Genomic DNA, 17,462 nt, shown 5'->3' on the forward strand with positions numbered 1-17,462 from the left:
ACAGCTGTGACGACTCGATGGCCACCCCGCTCACCCGTCCGCCGTGCCGCGGGCCTGCGGACGTTCGAATTCGCCCTGCACCGGCAGGGTCTGGGGCCCGTGGCGGGGGTCGACGAAGCCGGCCGCGGAGCGTGCGCGGGCCCGCTGGTCGTGGCGGCCTGCGTCTTGAAGCCGACGCAGCTCGTCTCCCTCGCCGACCTCGATGACTCGAAACGTCTGACCGAGCGCACCCGCGAGGAGCTGTACCGCTCGGTGACGCGCTACGCGCAGAGCTGGAGTGCGGTGATCATCGAAGCCGCCGAGATCGATCGCATCGGCATCCACGTCGCGAACATCGAGGGCATGCGCCGGGCGGTGGCCGCCCTCGACGTGAAACCGGGGTACGTGCTGTCCGACGGGTTCGCGGTGCCGGGACTGACGGCGCCGTCCCTGCCCGTGATCGGGGGAGACGGGGCGGCCGCGTGCATCGCCGCCGCCAGCATCATCGCCAAGGTCACCCGAGACCGCATCATGGTCGCCATGGACGACGACCTGCCCGGGTACGACTTCGCCATCCACAAGGGCTACAGCACGGCGTTGCACATGTCGCGCATCGACGCCGCCGGCCCCTCACCACAACACCGCATGTCGTACCGTAATGTCGCGGCACGTGTGGTCACCAGCGCAAACGACAACAGGGATAGGCTGACAGGATGAGTGCTGAGGATCTCGAGAAGTACGAAACCGAGATGGAACTCTCTCTGTACCGCGAGTACAAGGACATCGTCGGGCAGTTCACCTACGTGGTGGAGACCGAGCGGCGCTTCTACCTCGCCAACGCGGTCGAGATGATCCCGCGCAACACCGACGGCGAGGTCTACTTCGAACTCCGTATGAGCGATGCCTGGGTGTGGGACATGTACCGCCCGGCGCGGTTCGTCAAGCAGGTTCGCGTGATCACGTTCAAGGACGTCAACATCGAGGAACTCGAGAAGTCGGAACTCCGCCTGCCCGACGAGCCCTGACCACGCGCAATCTGTTGACAACGCCCTGATCGTTCACAGATCAGGGCGTTGCTCGCTTTCGGACGGTCGACGAAATCGGCTATGCGCGAATCTGATCGGCATGAGTGCACAAGCGCGCGACCATCCTCGCCCCGATCGCCGCGGTCGTATCGGCCGGCTCGGTGAGGACGTGGCCGCGGATTACGCGACATCGCTGGGCTGGACTGTCCTGGAGCGCAATTGGCGTACCCGCTACGGCGAACTGGATCTGGTGGCCGCGGATGGGTCGGTCCTGGTGATCGTCGAGGTCAAGACTCGCGCGAGCCGCACGTACGACGATCCGGTCATGGCGGTCACGCCGACGAAGCTCGCCCGGATGCGCCGACTCGCGGGGATGTGGCTGGCGGCGCAGGATCAGCGATGGACGCAGATCCGGTTCGACGTCGTCAGCGTGCGCCTCGACCAGGCCGCTCCCGACGATCTGGCTCGTGCGCAGGTGCGGCATCACCAGGGTGTGCACGTGTGAGCCCGGGTGTCAGAGCTTGCTCAGATCGGTCCGGATCAGCATCACGTTGTAGTCGCTCCACCGCGATGCGTTGAAGTAGAGCTCCTTCGAATCCCCCTGCAGCGCGGGGGAGTTGGGGAGCATCATCGGTCCGTAGACGACAAGCGCACCGCGGGGCACGATGGTCTTCGGTGCACTCCACGGGCCTTCGGGATGATCGGCGGTGCGCAGCGTGATGTCGTTGTCGCCATCGAGCATGACGTATTTCTCGAGGTACGGGCTCCAGGCGACCGAGAGTTCGGTGACCGGTTGTCGGACGACGACCGCCGAGCCGTCGTCGGGGATCGCGGCGATGTCGTCCACCCAGCCGCGACTCTTCCCGGCCCAGTACTCGTACGCGTCGAGATCGAGGATGTCCGTGGGTTTGAACCGCGCGAGAAAGGCGGCGCCGAATCGTCCGTTCGGGGTGCCGAACTGGTAGACGTACTCGGCTTCGGGTGTCCCGGGCCGGCCGCGGACGTACGCGTTCTGCTGGAACTTGCCGTTGTTGAACTCGATCGGCCGGAACTCGCCGGGCAGTCGGAGCGAGACCGGAGCATTGATGAGGATCGTGTCCTGATCGGTGACCCAGGTCTGGCCGTTGTCGTCGGAATGGGCGATCGCCGAGAAGTTGGTGACCCAGTTGCCCGGCGAACCCCACGAGCGCACCGACATGTAATTGATGTACTGGCGGAAGCCGTCGCCGTGCGGGAGAGAGATGGCCGCCGTCGGGATCGTGGTGACCTCGACATTGGAGATGCCGAGCGACGGGATCAGTTCCTGCGCGTAGTTCGGTTGGCCGGGCGCGATCACCGAACCCGACGTCACGTCGCCTTCGCGACCGGCCGGGACGGAGAGTCCGTTGGCGAGGTTGTCGTCGTCGGTGCGGAGCAGCACGTTGTGCCGCCATTGCTGTCCCGGCGCGTTGCAGTTGCCGAAGGTGTCTCCGAAGGCCATCAGCGTCTGGCCGCGGCCGTTGTCCCAGGAGACGCCGAGATCGGTGCCGCCGATACCGAACCGGCTGAATGTGCGGTTGGCGCTGAGCGGGCCCGTCACCCATCCGACGGTGCGTGATTTGGAACCGACATAGGGGATCAACGGCCGCTGCGGTCCCGGGTTCGGGATGCTCGAGCTGCCCGACGAGCCCTCCGACCCGCTGGAGCCACTCGAGCCGCTGGAACCGCTGGACCCGAAGCCCAGGAAGCTCGAGCCCGTGCTCGCGTTGCCGCACGGCGCGGCGTGCGCGACACCGGCACCGGTCGTCAGCGCGACCGCGGTGCCGCTGAAGGCGATGACCCCGGCGAGGGCCAGTCGGACACTCGTGGTGAGACGGCTCGACACGCGCGTCCTCCAGTTACTCTTGTGACAGAAGTGATTGACGTGACTATTGTTACTTGAGTTGCATGCGGATCGCGCGCTCCGCGGGGTCACGATCTGGTGTCAGCGCACGAAGAAGCGTTCCCCGGCGGACGTCCGTGACTGCCAGCCGACTCGTTCGAGTTCCGGTGTCTCCGAGTCGTGCGCGGGGTAGCCGATACACAGGTAGGCGACCAGCTTCCAGGCCGGCGGTACGGCAAGTGCCTCGGAAACCTCCTCGGGTTCGATGATGGACACCCACCCCACCCCGACGCCTCGGGCCCGCGCAGCCAGCCAGAGTGTGGAGATCGCGGTGACGACCGAATACTCCAGCGTCTCGGGCACTGTCTGTCGGCCGAGTCCCCGGCCCTGCTCGACACCGGGCTCGCAGAACACGGCGAGGTGGACGGGAGCGTCGTCGAGACCGGCGAGCTTGAGCGACGAATACAGCCGTGCTTGTTCGCCCGTATAACCGTCCAGCGCGTCGGCATTGCAGCGAGTGAAGCTGTCGCGCACCGTTTGCCGGGCTGCGGCGGAACGCACCTCGACCCAGCGCCACGGCTGGCTGTTGCCCACGGACGGAGCCAGTTCGGCAGCGTCGAGGATCTCGGGTAGCACGTGGGGTTCAAGTGGTTCGCGGCGGAAGCGACGGACGTCGCGACGCCATCGGAGTAGTCGGTCGAGATCGCCGACGAACGCATCGTCGAAAGTTCCGTCGTCCATCGGTCGTCGAGCGTAGTCCGGGGCCCTCCATGGACGGAGTGGGTCCCTCATGCACGTAGCGACGGCGCTCACGGGTGTGGGGCTGTTGGGTCTGAGTCGATCGACGCGTGGCCGGAATGGGCGATGGCAAATCACTGGACAACCCTTGTCACTGGGAGGACTCTGAATCTCTTCGTCGTCCGGAGGGACAGATGGACGCACACAGCGCACACGCGCTTTCATTGTTCGAGCAGTACGTCACCGACATGTGGGGCGAGCGCTGCGAAACCACCGACCTGGAAGATTTCCCGGAGCTCGAGACTGAAAACAGGTCATCGCGTTGCGGTGTCTGCGTGGCGTGGGAGGAAGCCGACCAGTTCAGGGAATGGCTCTCGGCTACGCCGAAGGACTCGCGATCTGCGCTCTCTTCGAGCACTGTCACCCGTTTCGAGGTCATCGATCACACCACCGGTGGTGAGGGTCGCGCCTACGTGAAGTACGACGTGTCGGCGGAGTTGAGCTACCAGGACGACGGGAGGACGTTGAAAGTGTTCGTGGGAGATCGGAAGGTCGCCGATACGTAGCTTGGCGCGACTGACGTTACGAGCCGACCTGCGCTCGTATAGGACGTGCACAACCGCGAGGTCATCCACAGATCGACTGTGTGAGTGGTTCGGCGCCACCCGCCACGTGTGTTTCCGGTGAGACTGTGCCCATGTTGGGGCAAACACAGGCGGTGGGGCTCAATGCCTTTGTCGCGCAGGTCGTCGACGTGCAGGCGAGTGTGAGTTCGGGTCTGCCGGGGTTCGCGGTGACGGGTAATCCGGATTCGTCGGTTCGGGAGGCGCGGGACCGGGTGCGGGCTGCGATCAAGAACTCCGGGTTCAGTTTTCCCGAGTTGAAGGTGACGGTGGCGTTGTCGCCGGCCGATATGCCGAAGATCGGTCCGGGGTTCGATCTGTCGATGGCCGTGTCCATTCTGGCTGCCACGCAACAGGTGTCGGCGGAGAAGTTGTCGTCGACGGTTTTTCTGGGCGAGCTCGGTCTGGACGGCACCGTGCGGCCGATCCGCGGGGTGTTGCCGGCGGTGATCGCGGCGCGGCAGGAGGGGTATCGACGGGCGGTGGTGCCGATCGAGACCGTTGCCGAGGCGGCGCTCGTCGAGGGGATGGACGTCGGTGGAGCGAGCAGTCTGAAAGAGGTGACGCAGTGGCTGGCCGGTGACCACGTGCTCGACACGGTGCATGCGGCGGCGACGACGCAGGCGCCGCCGGTCCCCGACATGGCCGACGTGGTCGGGCAGCACGAGGCCCGGCATGCGCTCGAGATCGCCGCCGCGGGAGCTCATCACGTCCTGATGACCGGATCGCCGGGGATCGGCAAGACGATGCTCGCGCGGCGGTTGCCGGGCATTCTGCCGCCGCTGGGTCTCGAGGACTCGTTGGAGGTGACGGCGATCCATTCGCTGGTGGGGGAGCTGTCGCCCGGACGTCCGCTGATCACCGAACCGCCGTTCGTCGCCCCGCACCACAGCTCATCGATCACAGCCCTGCTCGGTGGCGGTACCGGATTCGCCCGGCCGGGCGCGGCGTCCAAGGCGCATCGAGGAGTGCTGTTCCTCGACGAGTGCGCCGAGATGAGTGTCAAGTCGCTCGAATCCCTGCGGGAACCCCTCGAGGACGGCGAGGTCCGGGTGCCCCGGCGTGACGGCATGGCGGTCTATCCCGCGCGCTTTCAGCTGATCCTCGCGGCGAACCCGTGTCCGTGCGCGCCCGCCCACGACGTCGACTGCGTCTGCACGGCCGTCGTGCGGCGGCGCTATCTGGGCAAGTTGTCCGGACCGCTGCTGGACCGTGTGGACATCCGCGTGCGGATGGACCCACCGGGCAACACCGCGCTGATGAGCGGTGTCGGGGAGTCGAGTGCCGACGTCCGGGCCCGCGTCACCGCGGCGCGTGCCACTGCGATCGAGCGTTGGTCGGAATTCGGGTGGCGCACCAATGCCGAGGTTCCCGGGTCCGCGCTGCGGCAGCGGTTCCGGCTGCCGCCCGACGTGCTGCGGCCCATCGAACTGTTCCTCCGAGACGGCCGCGTGACGGCCCGCGGTGCCGATCGCGCTCTGCGGCTGGCATGGACCCTAAGCGATCTGAGCGGGTCCGGGCGTCCCGTCGAAGACGATGTCGCACAAGCGCTTCTGTACCGAGACCGAGGAGCGACCTGGTGATCCCCGCCCATCCGTCGGAACCCCGGTCGCCGGAATCCATCGCCTGGGCCTATCTGGCGCGGGTTGCCGAACCGCCGTGCGCCGCGGTCATCGCGCTCGTCGACGACATCGGTCCGGTCGAGGCGGCTGCGGCGATCCGTCGGCGCACCGTGCCCGGCGGCCACGAGACGGTGCTCGCCGCCACCGCGGCTCGGAGCGAATCAGACTGTGCGGTCGACGATCTGGACGCCGCCGAGCGGGTCGGTGCGCGCCTGGTGACCCGTGCCGATCCGGAGTGGCCGGCCTGGTCGTTGCTGGCGCTGGGGCAGGCGGACACGGCCGCGCGCGGAGGCGAACCGCTGGCCCTGTGGGTGCGCGGTCCGGCCCGGCTCGACGACCTCGCCGCAGCGTCGATCGCGTTGATCGGGTCCCGTGCCGCGTCGTCGTATGGCGAACACGTCACGCAGACGCTCGCTTCGGGGTTGTCGGCCCAGGGTTTCGCAGTGCTGTCCGGCGGGGCGTTCGGCATCGACGGCGCCGCTCACCGCGCGGTCGTCGCGGCGGGCGGGGTGACCGCGGCGGTGATGGCGTGTGGCATCGACCGCGACTACCCGGCGTCACACTCGTCGCTGCTGACCGCGATCGCGCGCACGGGCGCGGTGATCAGCGAGTACCCGCCCGGGACGACAGCGGCGAAACATCGGTTCCTCACCCGGAACCGATTGGTCGCCGCGATGAGCGGCGCGACCGTCGTGGTCGAGGCAGGGCGACGGTCCGGCGCGGCGAACACCGCCGCCTGGGCGCGCAAGCTCGGCCGGCCGCTGGGAGCCGTTCCAGGTCCCGTCACCTCGGCGACCTCGGTCGGATGTCACCGGATGATCGCCGACGAGCTCGCCGTACTGGTGTCCGACGTCGCGTCGGTGATCAACCTGGTACGACCCGACGGTGGGGGCGACATCGGCCGCGGCCGCGCGAAACCGACCGACGCGCTCGACGCCGAGCAACTACGGGTCCACGACGCCATTCCCGGCCGGGGTGGAGTGGGGATCGACGAGATCGCGTTCGCCGCCGGCCTCGACATCGGAACCGTCCGCGCGGCGCTCGCGCACCTCGACATCAAGGGGTACGTGCAGAACGTGGACGGACGATGGCGGCTGGCGTGACCTCAGCGGCGGGTGAGGACGTCGATGATGACATGCAGATCCTCGACCGTCGCCTCGTTCAGACGGCCATGAGCGTGGACATAACCGATTCCCGCGTACAGGAGCGTCGTCGCGCGTGCGTGCGCCTCGGCCTCCGAGAACCCGAGTTCGCGCATGGCCGAGATCGCGATCGAGAAGATCCGGCAGTCGAGTGCATCGACGGAGTTCGCGATCGACTCGTCCGTCTGGGCCCAGCGGCGCAGGGCGGACTCCATCGCCCAGCGGCGAGGGTCCGACAGCAGGCGCGCCATCCCCTCGACCCGTTCGACCGGTGGTAGGGCTTCCAGTGCCTCGATCCGGTCGGCCGCCGCCGACTGTGCCCGTCGGCAGTGTTCGGCGAGCGCGGTCTTCAGCGCCCCGATGTCGGTGAAGTGCCAGTAGAAGCTGCCCTTGGTCACACCGAGGCGCGCACTGAGGCGCGAGATCTTGAGGGCGTCGATCCCGTCGTCGACCAGGATCTGGGTCGCGGCCTCCAGCCAGTCCTCCACACTGAGCCGCGAGCCGCGGCGCGGGGTGGACTGGTCCACGGGCTGATCCGGCATGGAGTCACCTCTGGTCGGGTCTCGCGACGTCTGACTTTAGGAATGGCAAAGTCTCAAATTCACATCGCTTGATCGATAGAAAACCTTACAACCGCGGATGGGTGGTTCGCCGCTCTAAAGCTAAGGGTGGCCTAATCTCGTAGGCGTAGGGTTGACCCGAAAGGGAGGTTCGATGGCGAAACGCGTGAACACGATGACGGTGCTACGAAGAGAGCGGATCAGCCCGCATTTCGTACGCCTTTACCTGGGCGGGGAGGGGTTCGACGACTTCCGACCGGCTCTGGGCAAGTCCGGGGAACCCGACACCGACATGTATGTGAAGTTCGTCTTCGCACCGCCGGGTGTCAGCTATCCCGAACCGTTCGATCTCCAGGAGATCCGTACGAACGAGGCGCCCGAGCGGCAACCCGTCTTGCGTACCTACACGGTGCGCCGGGTCGACGCGGAGGCCCGCGAGCTCGTCGTCGACTTCGTCGTGCACGGCACCGAGGGCATCGCCGGCCCCTGGGCGGCCTCGGTGGAGCCAGGCGAGACGATCCGTTTCATCGGGCCGGGTAGTGGCTACCGTCCGCGATCCGATGCCCCCTGGCATCTCATGGCGTGCGACGAGGCGGGTCTCCCCGCGGTGGCCGCCGCACTCGAAGCCCTTCCCGCCGACGCCGTCGCCAAGGTCTTCATCGAGGTCGCCGGCCCCGACGACGAACTCGACCTGGACGCACCCGCCGGGGCACAGGTCTCGTGGGTGCACCGCGGCGGACCCGCGGCGGACGTCGACGATTCGCTCGCCGGTGACAACGCCCCGCTGATCGCGGCCGTGCGCGCGACGGAATGGCTCGAGGGCGAACCGCACGTGTTCATCCACGGCGAGGCGCAAGCGGTCATGCACAACCTGCGGGCCTACATCCGCAAGGAACGCGGCGTGAGTGCGGCCAACGCCTCGATCTCCGGGTACTGGCGGCGCGGCCGGACCGAGGAGGGCTTCCGACAGTGGAAAGCCGACCTGCGGGCCGAGGAGGAGGCCGTCGGCGCCCAGGGCTGAGGCCCACCGACCGGACACCGCACCGATTCGGCCACAACGCCGCGTGTGCGGTTGCACTCGGGTGTCCGACGCGGTGAGGTCGTGACCATGCTCGACGACTTCGCCGATCACCTGCGCCTGGAGAAAGGGCGCAGCGAGCACACGATCCGCGCCTATGTCGGTGGGGCTCGCGCCCTCGTCTCGTTCGCCGGTGCCCGCGGAATCGCGGTGGCCGACATCGATCTCCCGCTGCTGCGGGCCTGGCTCGCGGAACTGACCCGGCGCGGCGCCGCGCGCACGACCGTGGCCCGGCAGGTCTCCGCGGCGAAGACGTTCTGCGCGTGGGCGGTCCGCGAGGGCTACCTGGCGGCCGACCCGTCACAGCGGTTGAAGGCTCCCAAGGCGCACCGGACCCTGCCCGCCGTACTGGCCCCCGCCCAGGCAGAAGCCGCGATCGCGGCCACCGGAGTGGATCGTGCCCCCGACGACCCGATCGCCCTGCGGGATCGGGTCATCCTGGAGTTGTTGTACGCCAGCGGAGTTCGAGTGGGGGAGTTGTGCGGGCTGGACGTCGGCGACGTCGACGCCGGGCGACGGGTGGTGCGGGTGATCGGCAAAGGCGACAAGGAACGGTCGGTCCCCTACGGAGAGCCCGCCGCCCGCGCGATCGACGCCTGGCTGCGTTCCGGACGCCCGGCCCTGGTGACCGACGCGTCCGGACCAGCCTTGCTGCTGGGTGCCCGCGGGGGACGGCTCGACCAGCGGATGGCGCGCTCGGTCGTGTCACGCGCGGTCGAGGCGAGCGGAGGCCCGGCGACCGGGCCACACGGACTCCGGCACAGCGCCGCCACTCATCTGCTCGAGGGTGGTGCCGACCTGCGCGTCGTCCAGGAACTGCTCGGACACTCGTCGCTCGCCACGACGCAGATCTACACGCATGTGAGCGTCGAACGTCTGCGGGCCGTCCATCGACAGGCGCACCCGCGAGCGTGACCGCCGTCAGTCGACCGGTTTGAGTCGGACGCGCACGGCCCCGAGCAGGCCGAGCGGGTCCAGGTAGTCCGCCGCACGGCCGCTACCGCGTCGGGCGCCCCAGTGCAGGCAGGCGGGCACCGGGCATCCCGGATGACCTGTCATCACGGTCCCGATGACCTCACCTCGTGAGACGTGATCACCCGCGTCGACACTCGCCTCCACCGGCTCGTACGTCGTGGTCACGCCGTCGGGATGGGACACCGAGACCACCGGCCGGCCGGCGACCGTTCCCGCAAAGCGCACGCGACCGGCGCCCGCCGCGCGGACGGTCTGGCCGGGCCCGGCCGCGAGGTCGACGCCCCGGTGGCCGGGCTGCCATCGCTTCTCGGGCTCGTCGTAGGCGGTCACCACGGTGGGCCGGGGCGACAACGGCGCCGCGTACACACCGACGGACGCGGCGGTCGGGACCGGACCGACGACGCTGAGGACGGTCGGCAGGAGCGCGGCGAGGACACGCGGTAATCGGGATGGCACGCTGATTGGACGCGGCGGGAGCCGGATGGGATCCGCCGGGCGCGCGGTCGATGCCGATTCGACCGCCGACGGCATCACCACAACCGTCTCCGACGTGGGCGAAGGCGTTTTGGTGTTCCATCCGCCGCGGCGTAAACTCTCCCACGCACCTCATCGCTCGTTGATGAGGTGACTTCGCGCGCCTGCACTCAGGTCTGTGACGCTCCGGGCTTCGACGCCCTGACCAGCACAGTCGAGAAACACACGCCAAGTGAGCAGTCCCGGAACGGCCCATGCCGTCTCGGGTGGCACTCGGCCGCAGGCGCCAGGGTCGGTACCGACGGTACCGACGACAACTGCGAGAAAAGGACGATCATGGCTGTCGTGACCATGAAGCAGCTGCTGGACAGCGGCGCACACTTCGGGCACCAGACCCGCCGTTGGAACCCGAAGATGAAGCGATTCATCTTCACCGACCGCAACGGCATCTACATCATCGATTTGCAGCAGACGCTGACCTACATCGACAAGGCGTACGAGTTCGTCAAGGAGACCGTCGCCCACGGCGGCACCATCCTCTTCGTCGGCACCAAGAAGCAGGCACAGGAATCGATCGCCGCGGAGGCGACCCGTGTCGGCATGCCGTACGTCAACCAGCGCTGGCTCGGTGGCATGCTCACCAACTTCTCGACCGTCCATAAGCGCCTGCAGCGCCTGAAGGAGCTCGAGACCATGGAGCAGACCGGCGGTTTCGAGGGACGCACCAAGAAGGAAATCCTCATGCTCACGCGTGAGAAGAACAAGCTCGAGCGCACCCTCGGCGGTATCCGCGACATGGCCAAGGTTCCGTCGGCCGTGTGGGTCGTCGACACCAACAAGGAGCACATCGCCGTCGGCGAGGCGCGCAAGCTGAACATCCCGGTCATCGCGATCCTGGACACCAACTGCGATCCCGACCTCGTCGACTACCCGATCCCGGGCAACGACGACGCCATCCGCAGCGCAGCACTGCTCACCCGCGTCGTGGCCTCGGCCGTGGCCGAGGGCGTCCAGGCCCGTGCCGGCGCCGCCAGTGGCGACGCCAAGCCCGAGGCCGGCAGTGGCGAACCGCTGGCAGAGTGGGAGCAGGAACTGCTGACCCAGGCTGCGGCACCGGCCGGCGACGCCGCCGCGACCGACGCCCCGGCTGCTCAGTAGTCCCGACTGCTCGCAGTCCGGTCCCAACACTTTCTCTAAGGAGGCTCGCCGACGATGGCGAACTACACCGCAGCTGATGTGAAGCGTCTCCGTGAGCTCACCGGCTCTGGAATGCTCGACTGCAAGAACGCGCTGGCCAACAACGACGGCGATTTCGACAAGGCCGTCGAAGAGCTGCGTATCAAGGGCGCCAAGGACGTGGGCAAGCGCGCCGAGCGCTCCACGGCCGAGGGCCTGGTCGCGGCCAAGGGCGGCGCGCTCATCGAGATCAACTCCGAGACCGACTTCGTCGCGAAGAACGGTGAGTTCCAGCAGCTCGCCGACGACATCGTGAACGCGGCGGCCGCGGCGAAGACCAACGACCTCGACGAGCTGAAGAAGGCTCCGCTCGGCGACGGCACCGTGGACGAGGCCGTGGCGGCTCTCTCGGCCAAGATCGGCGAGAAGCTCGAGCTCCGGCGCGTGGCCTACTACGACGGTCCCGTTGCCGTGTACCTGCACAAGCGCGCGTCGGACCTGCCTCCGGGCGTCGGCGTGCTGGTGTCCTACACCGGTGAGGGCGAGGCCGCCGAGGAGGCCGCTCGCGGCGCCGCGATGCAGGTGGCCGCGCTCAAGGCGCGCTACGCCACCCGCGACGAGGTCCCCGCGGACGTCGTCGAGAACGAGCGTCGTATCGCCGAGCAGACGGCCAAGGAGGAGGGCAAGCCCGAGCAGGCCCTGCCCAAGATCGTCGAAGGTCGCGTCAACGGCTTCTACAAGGACGTCGTGCTGCTCGACCAGGCCTCGGTCCAGGACTCGAAGAAGTCCGTCAAGGCCCTGCTCGACGACGCCGGTGTGACCGTCAAGGCATTCACCCGGTTCGAGGTCGGCCAGGCCTGATCGAACGCGTTCCACATCGCCCCGTCTCCGTCGAGGAGACGGGGCGATGTGCGTTCATGGGGTCCGTCGCGTCCGCAGAGCGGCGGCGAGTGCCCCGATCGCCACGGCGACGAGACCCAGCATCATCAAGGTCGTCCTCAGCGCGGCCAGGAAGGTCCGAGCGGTCACCGACCGGGCCGCATCCTGAGTCGAGGGCCGTGCCTGCGCGGCGACCGCGGCGACCGCCGGCGAGGTCGGTCCGCCCGCGCAGGCGGGCGCCGGTCGCTCCGGATGTGCGGACCGCAGCTGATCGCTCGCGCAGGATGCGAAACGATCGGCGACCGCCCCGTGCAGCACCGGGCGAACCGGTGACTCCGACAGCGACGCAACGAGTTCGGCTCTCACCGCCGGAACCGTCTCGCTTGTCTGGCCGGCCACCTGACCGAAGAAGAAGAGGGTGACGACCGCCAGCCCGATCGAGGCGCCGATCTGCTGAACAGTGGGGATAGTCCCGGTTGCCGTGCCCACCGTGGCTTCGGTCGTGTCGGACAGGATCACGGCGTGCAGCGGTGCGATGAACACACCCGTCCCCAGACCGCCGAGTACGAGGGGACCGAGGATGCCGGGCACCGGCAGGGTCTCCGCAGCCGGTTCGATGATCATCGCGAGCCAGACGAATCCGGCTCCGACGGCGACGGATCCGGCCATCAGGGTGTGCGGGGCGGTGATGCGGGCGACCACGCGTGGTGAGGCGAGTGAGCCGACCGCGGCGCCGATCGCGAAGGGCAGGGCCAGCATCCCGGTCCCGAAGGCCGAGTAGCCGAGTCCGAACTGAGCCGAGATCGACACGGTGAAGAAGAACCCGGCGAACACACTGAAGAACAGGAGCGACAGGAGAAGCCCGACCGCGAAGCGGCGCGAGGCGAACAGCCGTGGTCGTAACAGGGGAGTGCCACCGCGGGCGTCGACGCGCACCTCGTGAACAGCGAACAGCGTCAACAGGATTCCGGCCGTCCCGATCATCGCCCACAGGATCGGGGGCCACCCCAACTCGCGTCCGAGGGCCAGCGGGTACAGCAGCAGGAACAGCGCCGTTGCCGACAGCACCACGCCCGGGACGTCCACGCGTCCCGGCGACGGTTCGCGCGCGTCGGGTAGGCGGCGGTGGGCGAGCAGGCACGAGAGCAGGCCGAGCGGCACGTTGACGAAGAAGATCGCGCGCCAGCCCCATCCGAGAACGTCGGCGTCGACGAGGAAGCCGCCGATCACCGGACCGAGGATGGCGGCGATACCGGCGACGGCCCCGTAGACGCCGAAGACCAGTCCGTGACGCCTCTTGTCGAACAGGGCCGCGATGAGAGCCAGGGTCTGCGCGGACATGAGCGCCGCACTCACGCCTTGTATTCCGCGACAGGCGATGACTTCAGCAGGACCGGTCGCCACACCGCACAGCACCGACGTCACGGTGAAGGCCACCATCCCGACCACGAACATCCGCCGGCGTCCGACACGCGCCCCCAGTGTCGCTGCGGTCAGCAGGGTGCACGCGAACGACAGGGTGTACACCGTCAGCACCAGGAGTTGCTGCGACGTCGACGCGCCGAGATCCCGGGCGAGATCGGGCAGAGCGATGTTGACGATGGTGGTGTCCAGCATCTGCATGAACACCCCGAGCAGGCATCCCGCGAGAGCCGCCCAGGCCCCCGGACGATCGCGCAGAGCGCCCGTCGTCTCCCGGCCCGCCGCGGGGCCGGCGGTCACGGTGCGAGGGCCGGCAGCGAGGGTCGGTAGTCACCCAGGTCGGCGACCGCGGCCATCACCGCGACGAATCGTTCGACGTAGTGCGTGACGGACTCCCGCGCGATCTCGGTGTCGGGGTACAGCAACGTGATCGAGGTCTGGCCGGAGAACCGATTGACCCACATGTACACCTCCTCGCTGCTACCGCGATTGCCGAAGAGGCACCCGTTCCCGGCTTCGAAGATCTCGACACCGGGTAGTTTGCGGACGTCGATGTAGGACACCATCGGCACCGCCCAGCCGGATCGGACCGCGATCTCGTCGGCGGGTTCCACGAGTTCGAGAACCCGGTGAAACGAGATGTCGGTCAATTCTTTTCCGGACTCGTAGCTGCGCGCAGCCTCCGGCGCCAGGGAGCGGAACGTGGTGTCGTCGTCGACGGTGAGAGGAACGGGGATCAGGCTCGTGAACCAGCCCACCGACTTCAACTCCGCGGTGCCCGATCTCGTGCTCTTCGGCGTCATCCCGAAATACTCACTTCGACCGGTGAATTCGGCGTACACGAGGGCGGCCGCCGTCATGATCCCGGCAATCATGTTGGCGCCCAGATCGCGACAGATCTGCTCGAAGCGCGCGGCGGTGGGCTCGTCGAACAGGGTCGAGTTCACGATCGCGCTGCGCGTGTAGGTCTGCGCGCCGGTGCCGAGCGGCAACGGGAAACCGGGTAGTCGTCCGCCGTTGGCCTGCACCAGGTCGATCCAGCGCTGGACGTGCGGTGAACGACGTGTCAACTGACGCGACACGGCGCGTTCGCGCGCGCAGTAGTCGAGGTAGCTGCCGACCGGGGGCAGCTCGGCGTCGCCGCCGAAGGCCGCATTCATGTAGAGGGTCAACAGGTCCACGCAGGTGATGGCCTGGGAGATCCCGTCGGTGTTGAGATGGTCGGCCGCGGCGTAGAGGGTGAACCCGCCCTCCCACTCGATGGCTCCGAAGGTGAAGCAGTCCCAGTTGAACGGCCCCGAGGTCTCGTCCTGCACGTGCGTCCGCAGCTGCGGGGCGTCGCGGTCTCCGTATACGACCGGGATGAGTTCGACGACCTCCGGGGGCACGAGATGGCGGAGGATCGAACCGTCGTCCTCCATCGAGAACCACGACCGGAAACTGTCGTGGCGCCGCACGAACTCGTTGACCGCGCTCGTCATGGCGGACACGTCGAGTGGGGCCGAGACGTCGAACGCCATCAGGCAGAGCCGCGCGAAACGGAAACCCGCGGACTCGTTGCGCCACGCCACACGCAGGTACTCCTCCTGCTGGTGGGACGGTGGGGAGGGATGCACAGGAGCCCGATCGGCATTCGTCACCGAAGCGAGGGAGGCCACCCAGCTGGTCAGGTGACCGGGACGGGGCTCCCATTCCTCGATGAGGCCGAACTTCATCATGTGTGCTCCTCGATTCGCCTGCGGGAAAGTGGATCCGGCGACCGACGCACCAGAGATGTCCGAGGTGTCCCCGACGGTGGAGCGGCCGACCGGGACGCACCCTACCGCACGGTAACCTCGACGGCCGGGGAAACGGGACAACCGTGGTGCGATGAGACGTTGTATCAGTCCCTGTCTCTCTGTCTCATCGAATGCCGTTGCGGTGCTGGACGATTGACCCATGTGGACATCGGGCGGTGCGTCGGGCACACTGCCGGGGTTGCGCGTGTGACGGCGGTCGCACCCGAATGAAGGCGAGGGGTATGGACGACGGGTCTGCCAACGGTGACCGACCGGGGAACCTGCACACGACGGTGCGGACCGCGACCCTCGTGATCGCGCTGCTCGCTGCGACACTCGGACTGGCGGCGCCCGCCGCCGCGACACCCGCGCCCGCTCGCATCGTCGGCGAGACGGTACAGCGCGGGGGTGAGATCGAGGTCGCCGTCCGGTCGGTGGCGATGCGTCGGGTGGTCCCGGTCAAGGTGTGGCCGGCCCGCGGACAGGGGCCCGCCCCGACGCTCTACCTCCTCAACGGCGCGGCCGGCGGCGAAGGTGGGAGCAGTTGGTTCGACCGGACCGACATCCGGACCTTCTTCGCCGACGAGAACGTCAACGTCGTCGTCCCGATGGGCGGCGCGGCGAGCTACTTCACCGACTGGCAGCGGTCCGACCCCGTGCTGGGGCGGCAGAAGTGGGCGACCTTCCTCACCGAGGAGTTGCCGGCAACGATCGACGAGCGCTTCGACGGCGCCGGGCGCAACGCGATCGCCGGGATCTCGATGGCGGGCACGTCGGTGTTCCAGCTGGCCCTGCACGCGCCGTCGGTCTTTCAGGCGATCGGCTCGTTCAGTGGCTGCGCCCAGACCAGCGATCCGCTCGGCCAGGCCGTCGTCCGGATGGTCGTCGAGGGCCGCGGCGGTGCGAACACCCTGAACATGTGGGGACCTCCCGACGATCCCGCGTGGCGTGCCAACGATCCGTACCTGCATGCCGAGGCGTTCCGGGGCACGTCGATCTACGTCTCGAACGGATCCGGGATGCCGGGCCGGTACGACACCCTCGACGGCCCCGGCATCGAGGGCAACGGCTCCAAGCTGTTCGACCAGATCGCGGTCGGGGCGGTGATCGAGACCGCCACGGCGCAGTGCACGAGGAACCTCCAGCGCCGGATGCGCGAGATCGGTGTGCCGGCGACGTTCCACCTCTACGAGGGCGGTACCCATGCGTGGCCGTACTGGCAGGACGAACTGCATCGTGCCTGGCCGCAGTTCGAGGCGGCCCTGCGCGGCTGAATCCCCAGGGCACCCTCGCGCGGCGCGCACGACGCGTATCGCGGGTCGGTTCCGGTGACGACGTACGATAGTTCACCGAACCGACGAGTGAGGAAGCCGATGAGTGAAGCGTCCGACCCCATCCGGCGGGATGGATTCCGTAGGGTCTTGCTGAAGTTGGGCGGCGAGATGTTCGGTGGCGGCGAAGTCGGGCTCGACCCCGACGTCGTGGGTACCGTCGCCGACCAGATCGCCGACGTCGTCAATTCCGGTGTCCAGGTCGCCGTCGTGATCGGCGGCGGCAACTTCTTCCGCGGCGCCGAGCTCCAGCAACGAGGGCTCGACCGAAGCCGCTCGGACTACATGGGCATGCTCGGCACGGTCATGAATTGCCTTGCGCTGCAGGACTTCCTGGAGAAGCGCGGGATCTCGACCCGGGTGCAGACCGCCATCACGATGGGGCAGGTCGCCGAGCCGTATCTCCCGCTGCGTGCCCAGCGGCACCTGGAGAAGGGCCGCGTCGTCATCTTCGGCGCCGGCATGGGGATGCCGTACTTCTCCACCGACACCACCGCGGCCCAGCGTGCGCTGGAGATCAAGGCCGAGGTGGTCCTGATGGCCAAGGCGGTCGACGGCGTGTACGACGCCGACCCGCGCACCAACCCCGACGCCACCCTCTTCACCGAGATCACCCACCGCGAGGTGCTCGACAAGGAGCTCAAGGTCGCCGACGCGACGGCCTTCAGCCTGTGTATGGACAACAAGATGCCGATCTTGGTGTTCAATTTGCTCCAGCAGGGCAATATCGCCCGTGCGGTCGCAGGCGACCGCATCGGCACCCTGGTCAGCACCTGAACCGGCGCCTGACCCCGAGATC

General features: G+C 68.1%; 18 protein-coding genes. 12 read left to right on the forward strand and 6 right to left on the reverse strand.

Features of this window, described 5'->3' with window-relative positions:
• Nucleotides 1-6 precede the first annotated feature (6 nt).
• The 3 genes from B1818_RS06595 (at nt 7) to B1818_RS06605 (ending at nt 1,509) form a co-directional block, all read left to right on the forward strand.
• Complete coding sequence (locus tag B1818_RS06595; RefSeq protein WP_058250085.1) at nt 7-696, forward strand: ribonuclease HII; 690 nt, start codon at nt 7-9, stop codon at nt 694-696.
• Nucleotides 693-1,004, forward strand: a complete 312-nt coding sequence (locus tag B1818_RS06600) for a DUF2469 domain-containing protein (RefSeq protein ID WP_004572292.1) — start codon at nt 693-695, stop codon at nt 1,002-1,004. Before B1818_RS06595 ends, B1818_RS06600 begins: the two co-directional genes overlap by 4 nt.
• 100 nt (nt 1,005-1,104) lie before the next feature.
• Nucleotides 1,105-1,509: a YraN family protein gene (locus B1818_RS06605; protein ID WP_078112249.1), complete on the forward strand. Its 405-nt coding sequence runs from the start codon at nt 1,105-1,107 to the stop codon at nt 1,507-1,509.
• 9 nt (nt 1,510-1,518) lie between these two features.
• Here the strand turns inward: B1818_RS06605 and B1818_RS06610 are convergent, their stop codons facing one another.
• Nucleotides 1,519-2,868 (reverse strand): DUF4185 domain-containing protein, encoded by a 1,350-nt coding sequence (locus B1818_RS06610; RefSeq protein ID WP_078112250.1) that lies wholly within the window; start codon nt 2,866-2,868, stop codon nt 1,519-1,521.
• 99 nt (nt 2,869-2,967) lie between these two features.
• Complete coding sequence (gene bluB / locus B1818_RS06615) at nt 2,968-3,606, reverse strand: 5,6-dimethylbenzimidazole synthase (RefSeq protein ID WP_058250088.1); 639 nt, start codon at nt 3,604-3,606, stop codon at nt 2,968-2,970.
• A gap of 191 nt (nt 3,607-3,797) precedes the next feature.
• On the opposite strand from bluB, the gene B1818_RS06620 reads away from it, so the two are divergent.
• The 3 genes from B1818_RS06620 to dprA all read left to right on the forward strand — a co-directional run bounded on the left by B1818_RS06620 (nt 3,798) and on the right by dprA (nt 6,951).
• The gene (locus B1818_RS06620; protein WP_058250089.1) at nt 3,798-4,169 is read left to right on the forward strand and encodes a hypothetical protein; all 372 of its coding nucleotides are present in this window, start codon (nt 3,798-3,800) and stop codon (nt 4,167-4,169) included.
• A gap of 131 nt (nt 4,170-4,300) precedes the next feature.
• Nucleotides 4,301-5,809: a YifB family Mg chelatase-like AAA ATPase gene (locus tag B1818_RS06625; RefSeq protein WP_058250090.1), complete on the forward strand. Its 1,509-nt coding sequence runs from the start codon at nt 4,301-4,303 to the stop codon at nt 5,807-5,809.
• Nucleotides 5,809-6,951 (forward strand): DNA-processing protein DprA, encoded by a 1,143-nt coding sequence (dprA, locus tag B1818_RS06630; RefSeq protein WP_058250296.1) that lies wholly within the window; start codon nt 5,809-5,811, stop codon nt 6,949-6,951. Before B1818_RS06625 ends, dprA begins: the two co-directional genes overlap by 1 nt.
• A 2-nt stretch (nt 6,952-6,953) precedes the next feature.
• Here the strand turns inward: dprA and B1818_RS06635 are convergent, their stop codons facing one another.
• Nucleotides 6,954-7,532 (reverse strand): TetR/AcrR family transcriptional regulator, encoded by a 579-nt coding sequence (locus tag B1818_RS06635; protein ID WP_058250091.1) that lies wholly within the window; start codon nt 7,530-7,532, stop codon nt 6,954-6,956.
• Between the two features lie 172 nt (nt 7,533-7,704).
• Between B1818_RS06635 and B1818_RS06640 the strand changes: the two genes are divergently transcribed.
• Nucleotides 7,705-8,571, forward strand: coding sequence for a siderophore-interacting protein (locus B1818_RS06640; protein ID WP_058250092.1), 867 nt, complete (start codon nt 7,705-7,707; stop codon nt 8,569-8,571).
• Nucleotides 8,572-8,658: 87 nt separating this feature from the next.
• A complete protein-coding gene (locus B1818_RS06645; protein WP_058250297.1) occupies nt 8,659-9,543 on the forward strand; it encodes a tyrosine recombinase XerC in 885 nt (294 codons plus the stop codon).
• Nucleotides 9,544-9,549: 6 nt separating this feature from the next.
• On the opposite strand, the gene B1818_RS06650 is transcribed toward B1818_RS06645, so the two are convergent.
• Nucleotides 9,550-10,023, reverse strand: coding sequence for a murein hydrolase activator EnvC (locus tag B1818_RS06650; RefSeq protein ID WP_223258935.1), 474 nt, complete (start codon nt 10,021-10,023; stop codon nt 9,550-9,552).
• 390 nt (nt 10,024-10,413) lie between these two features.
• Here B1818_RS06650 and rpsB point away from each other — a divergent pair, with 390 nt between their 5' ends.
• Complete coding sequence (gene rpsB / locus B1818_RS06655; protein WP_058250093.1) at nt 10,414-11,235, forward strand: 30S ribosomal protein S2; 822 nt, start codon at nt 10,414-10,416, stop codon at nt 11,233-11,235.
• Between the two features lie 54 nt (nt 11,236-11,289).
• The gene (gene tsf, locus B1818_RS06660) at nt 11,290-12,114 is read left to right on the forward strand and encodes a translation elongation factor Ts (RefSeq protein ID WP_058250094.1); all 825 of its coding nucleotides are present in this window, start codon (nt 11,290-11,292) and stop codon (nt 12,112-12,114) included.
• Between the two features lie 54 nt (nt 12,115-12,168).
• On the opposite strand, the gene B1818_RS06665 is transcribed toward tsf, so the two are convergent.
• Together B1818_RS06665 and B1818_RS06670 are read right to left on the reverse strand one after the other, a co-directional pair.
• Nucleotides 12,169-13,854, reverse strand: a complete 1,686-nt coding sequence (locus tag B1818_RS06665) for an MFS transporter (protein ID WP_303048501.1) — start codon at nt 13,852-13,854, stop codon at nt 12,169-12,171.
• Nucleotides 13,851-15,272: a condensation domain-containing protein gene (locus B1818_RS06670; RefSeq protein WP_058250096.1), complete on the reverse strand. Its 1,422-nt coding sequence runs from the start codon at nt 15,270-15,272 to the stop codon at nt 13,851-13,853. Before B1818_RS06670 ends, B1818_RS06665 begins: the two co-directional genes overlap by 4 nt.
• 302 nt (nt 15,273-15,574) lie before the next feature.
• Here B1818_RS06670 and B1818_RS06675 point away from each other — a divergent pair, with 302 nt between their 5' ends.
• The gene (locus tag B1818_RS06675; RefSeq protein ID WP_058250097.1) at nt 15,575-16,606 is read left to right on the forward strand and encodes an alpha/beta hydrolase family protein; all 1,032 of its coding nucleotides are present in this window, start codon (nt 15,575-15,577) and stop codon (nt 16,604-16,606) included.
• Between the two features lie 99 nt (nt 16,607-16,705).
• Nucleotides 16,706-17,440 (forward strand): UMP kinase, encoded by a 735-nt coding sequence (gene pyrH, locus B1818_RS06680; protein ID WP_058250098.1) that lies wholly within the window; start codon nt 16,706-16,708, stop codon nt 17,438-17,440.
• The last annotated feature ends 22 nt before the right edge of the window (nt 17,441-17,462 follow it).

Source organism: Gordonia sp. IITR100 (genome assembly GCF_002009645.1).
Taxonomy (GTDB): domain Bacteria; phylum Actinomycetota; class Actinomycetes; order Mycobacteriales; family Mycobacteriaceae; genus Gordonia; species Gordonia hongkongensis.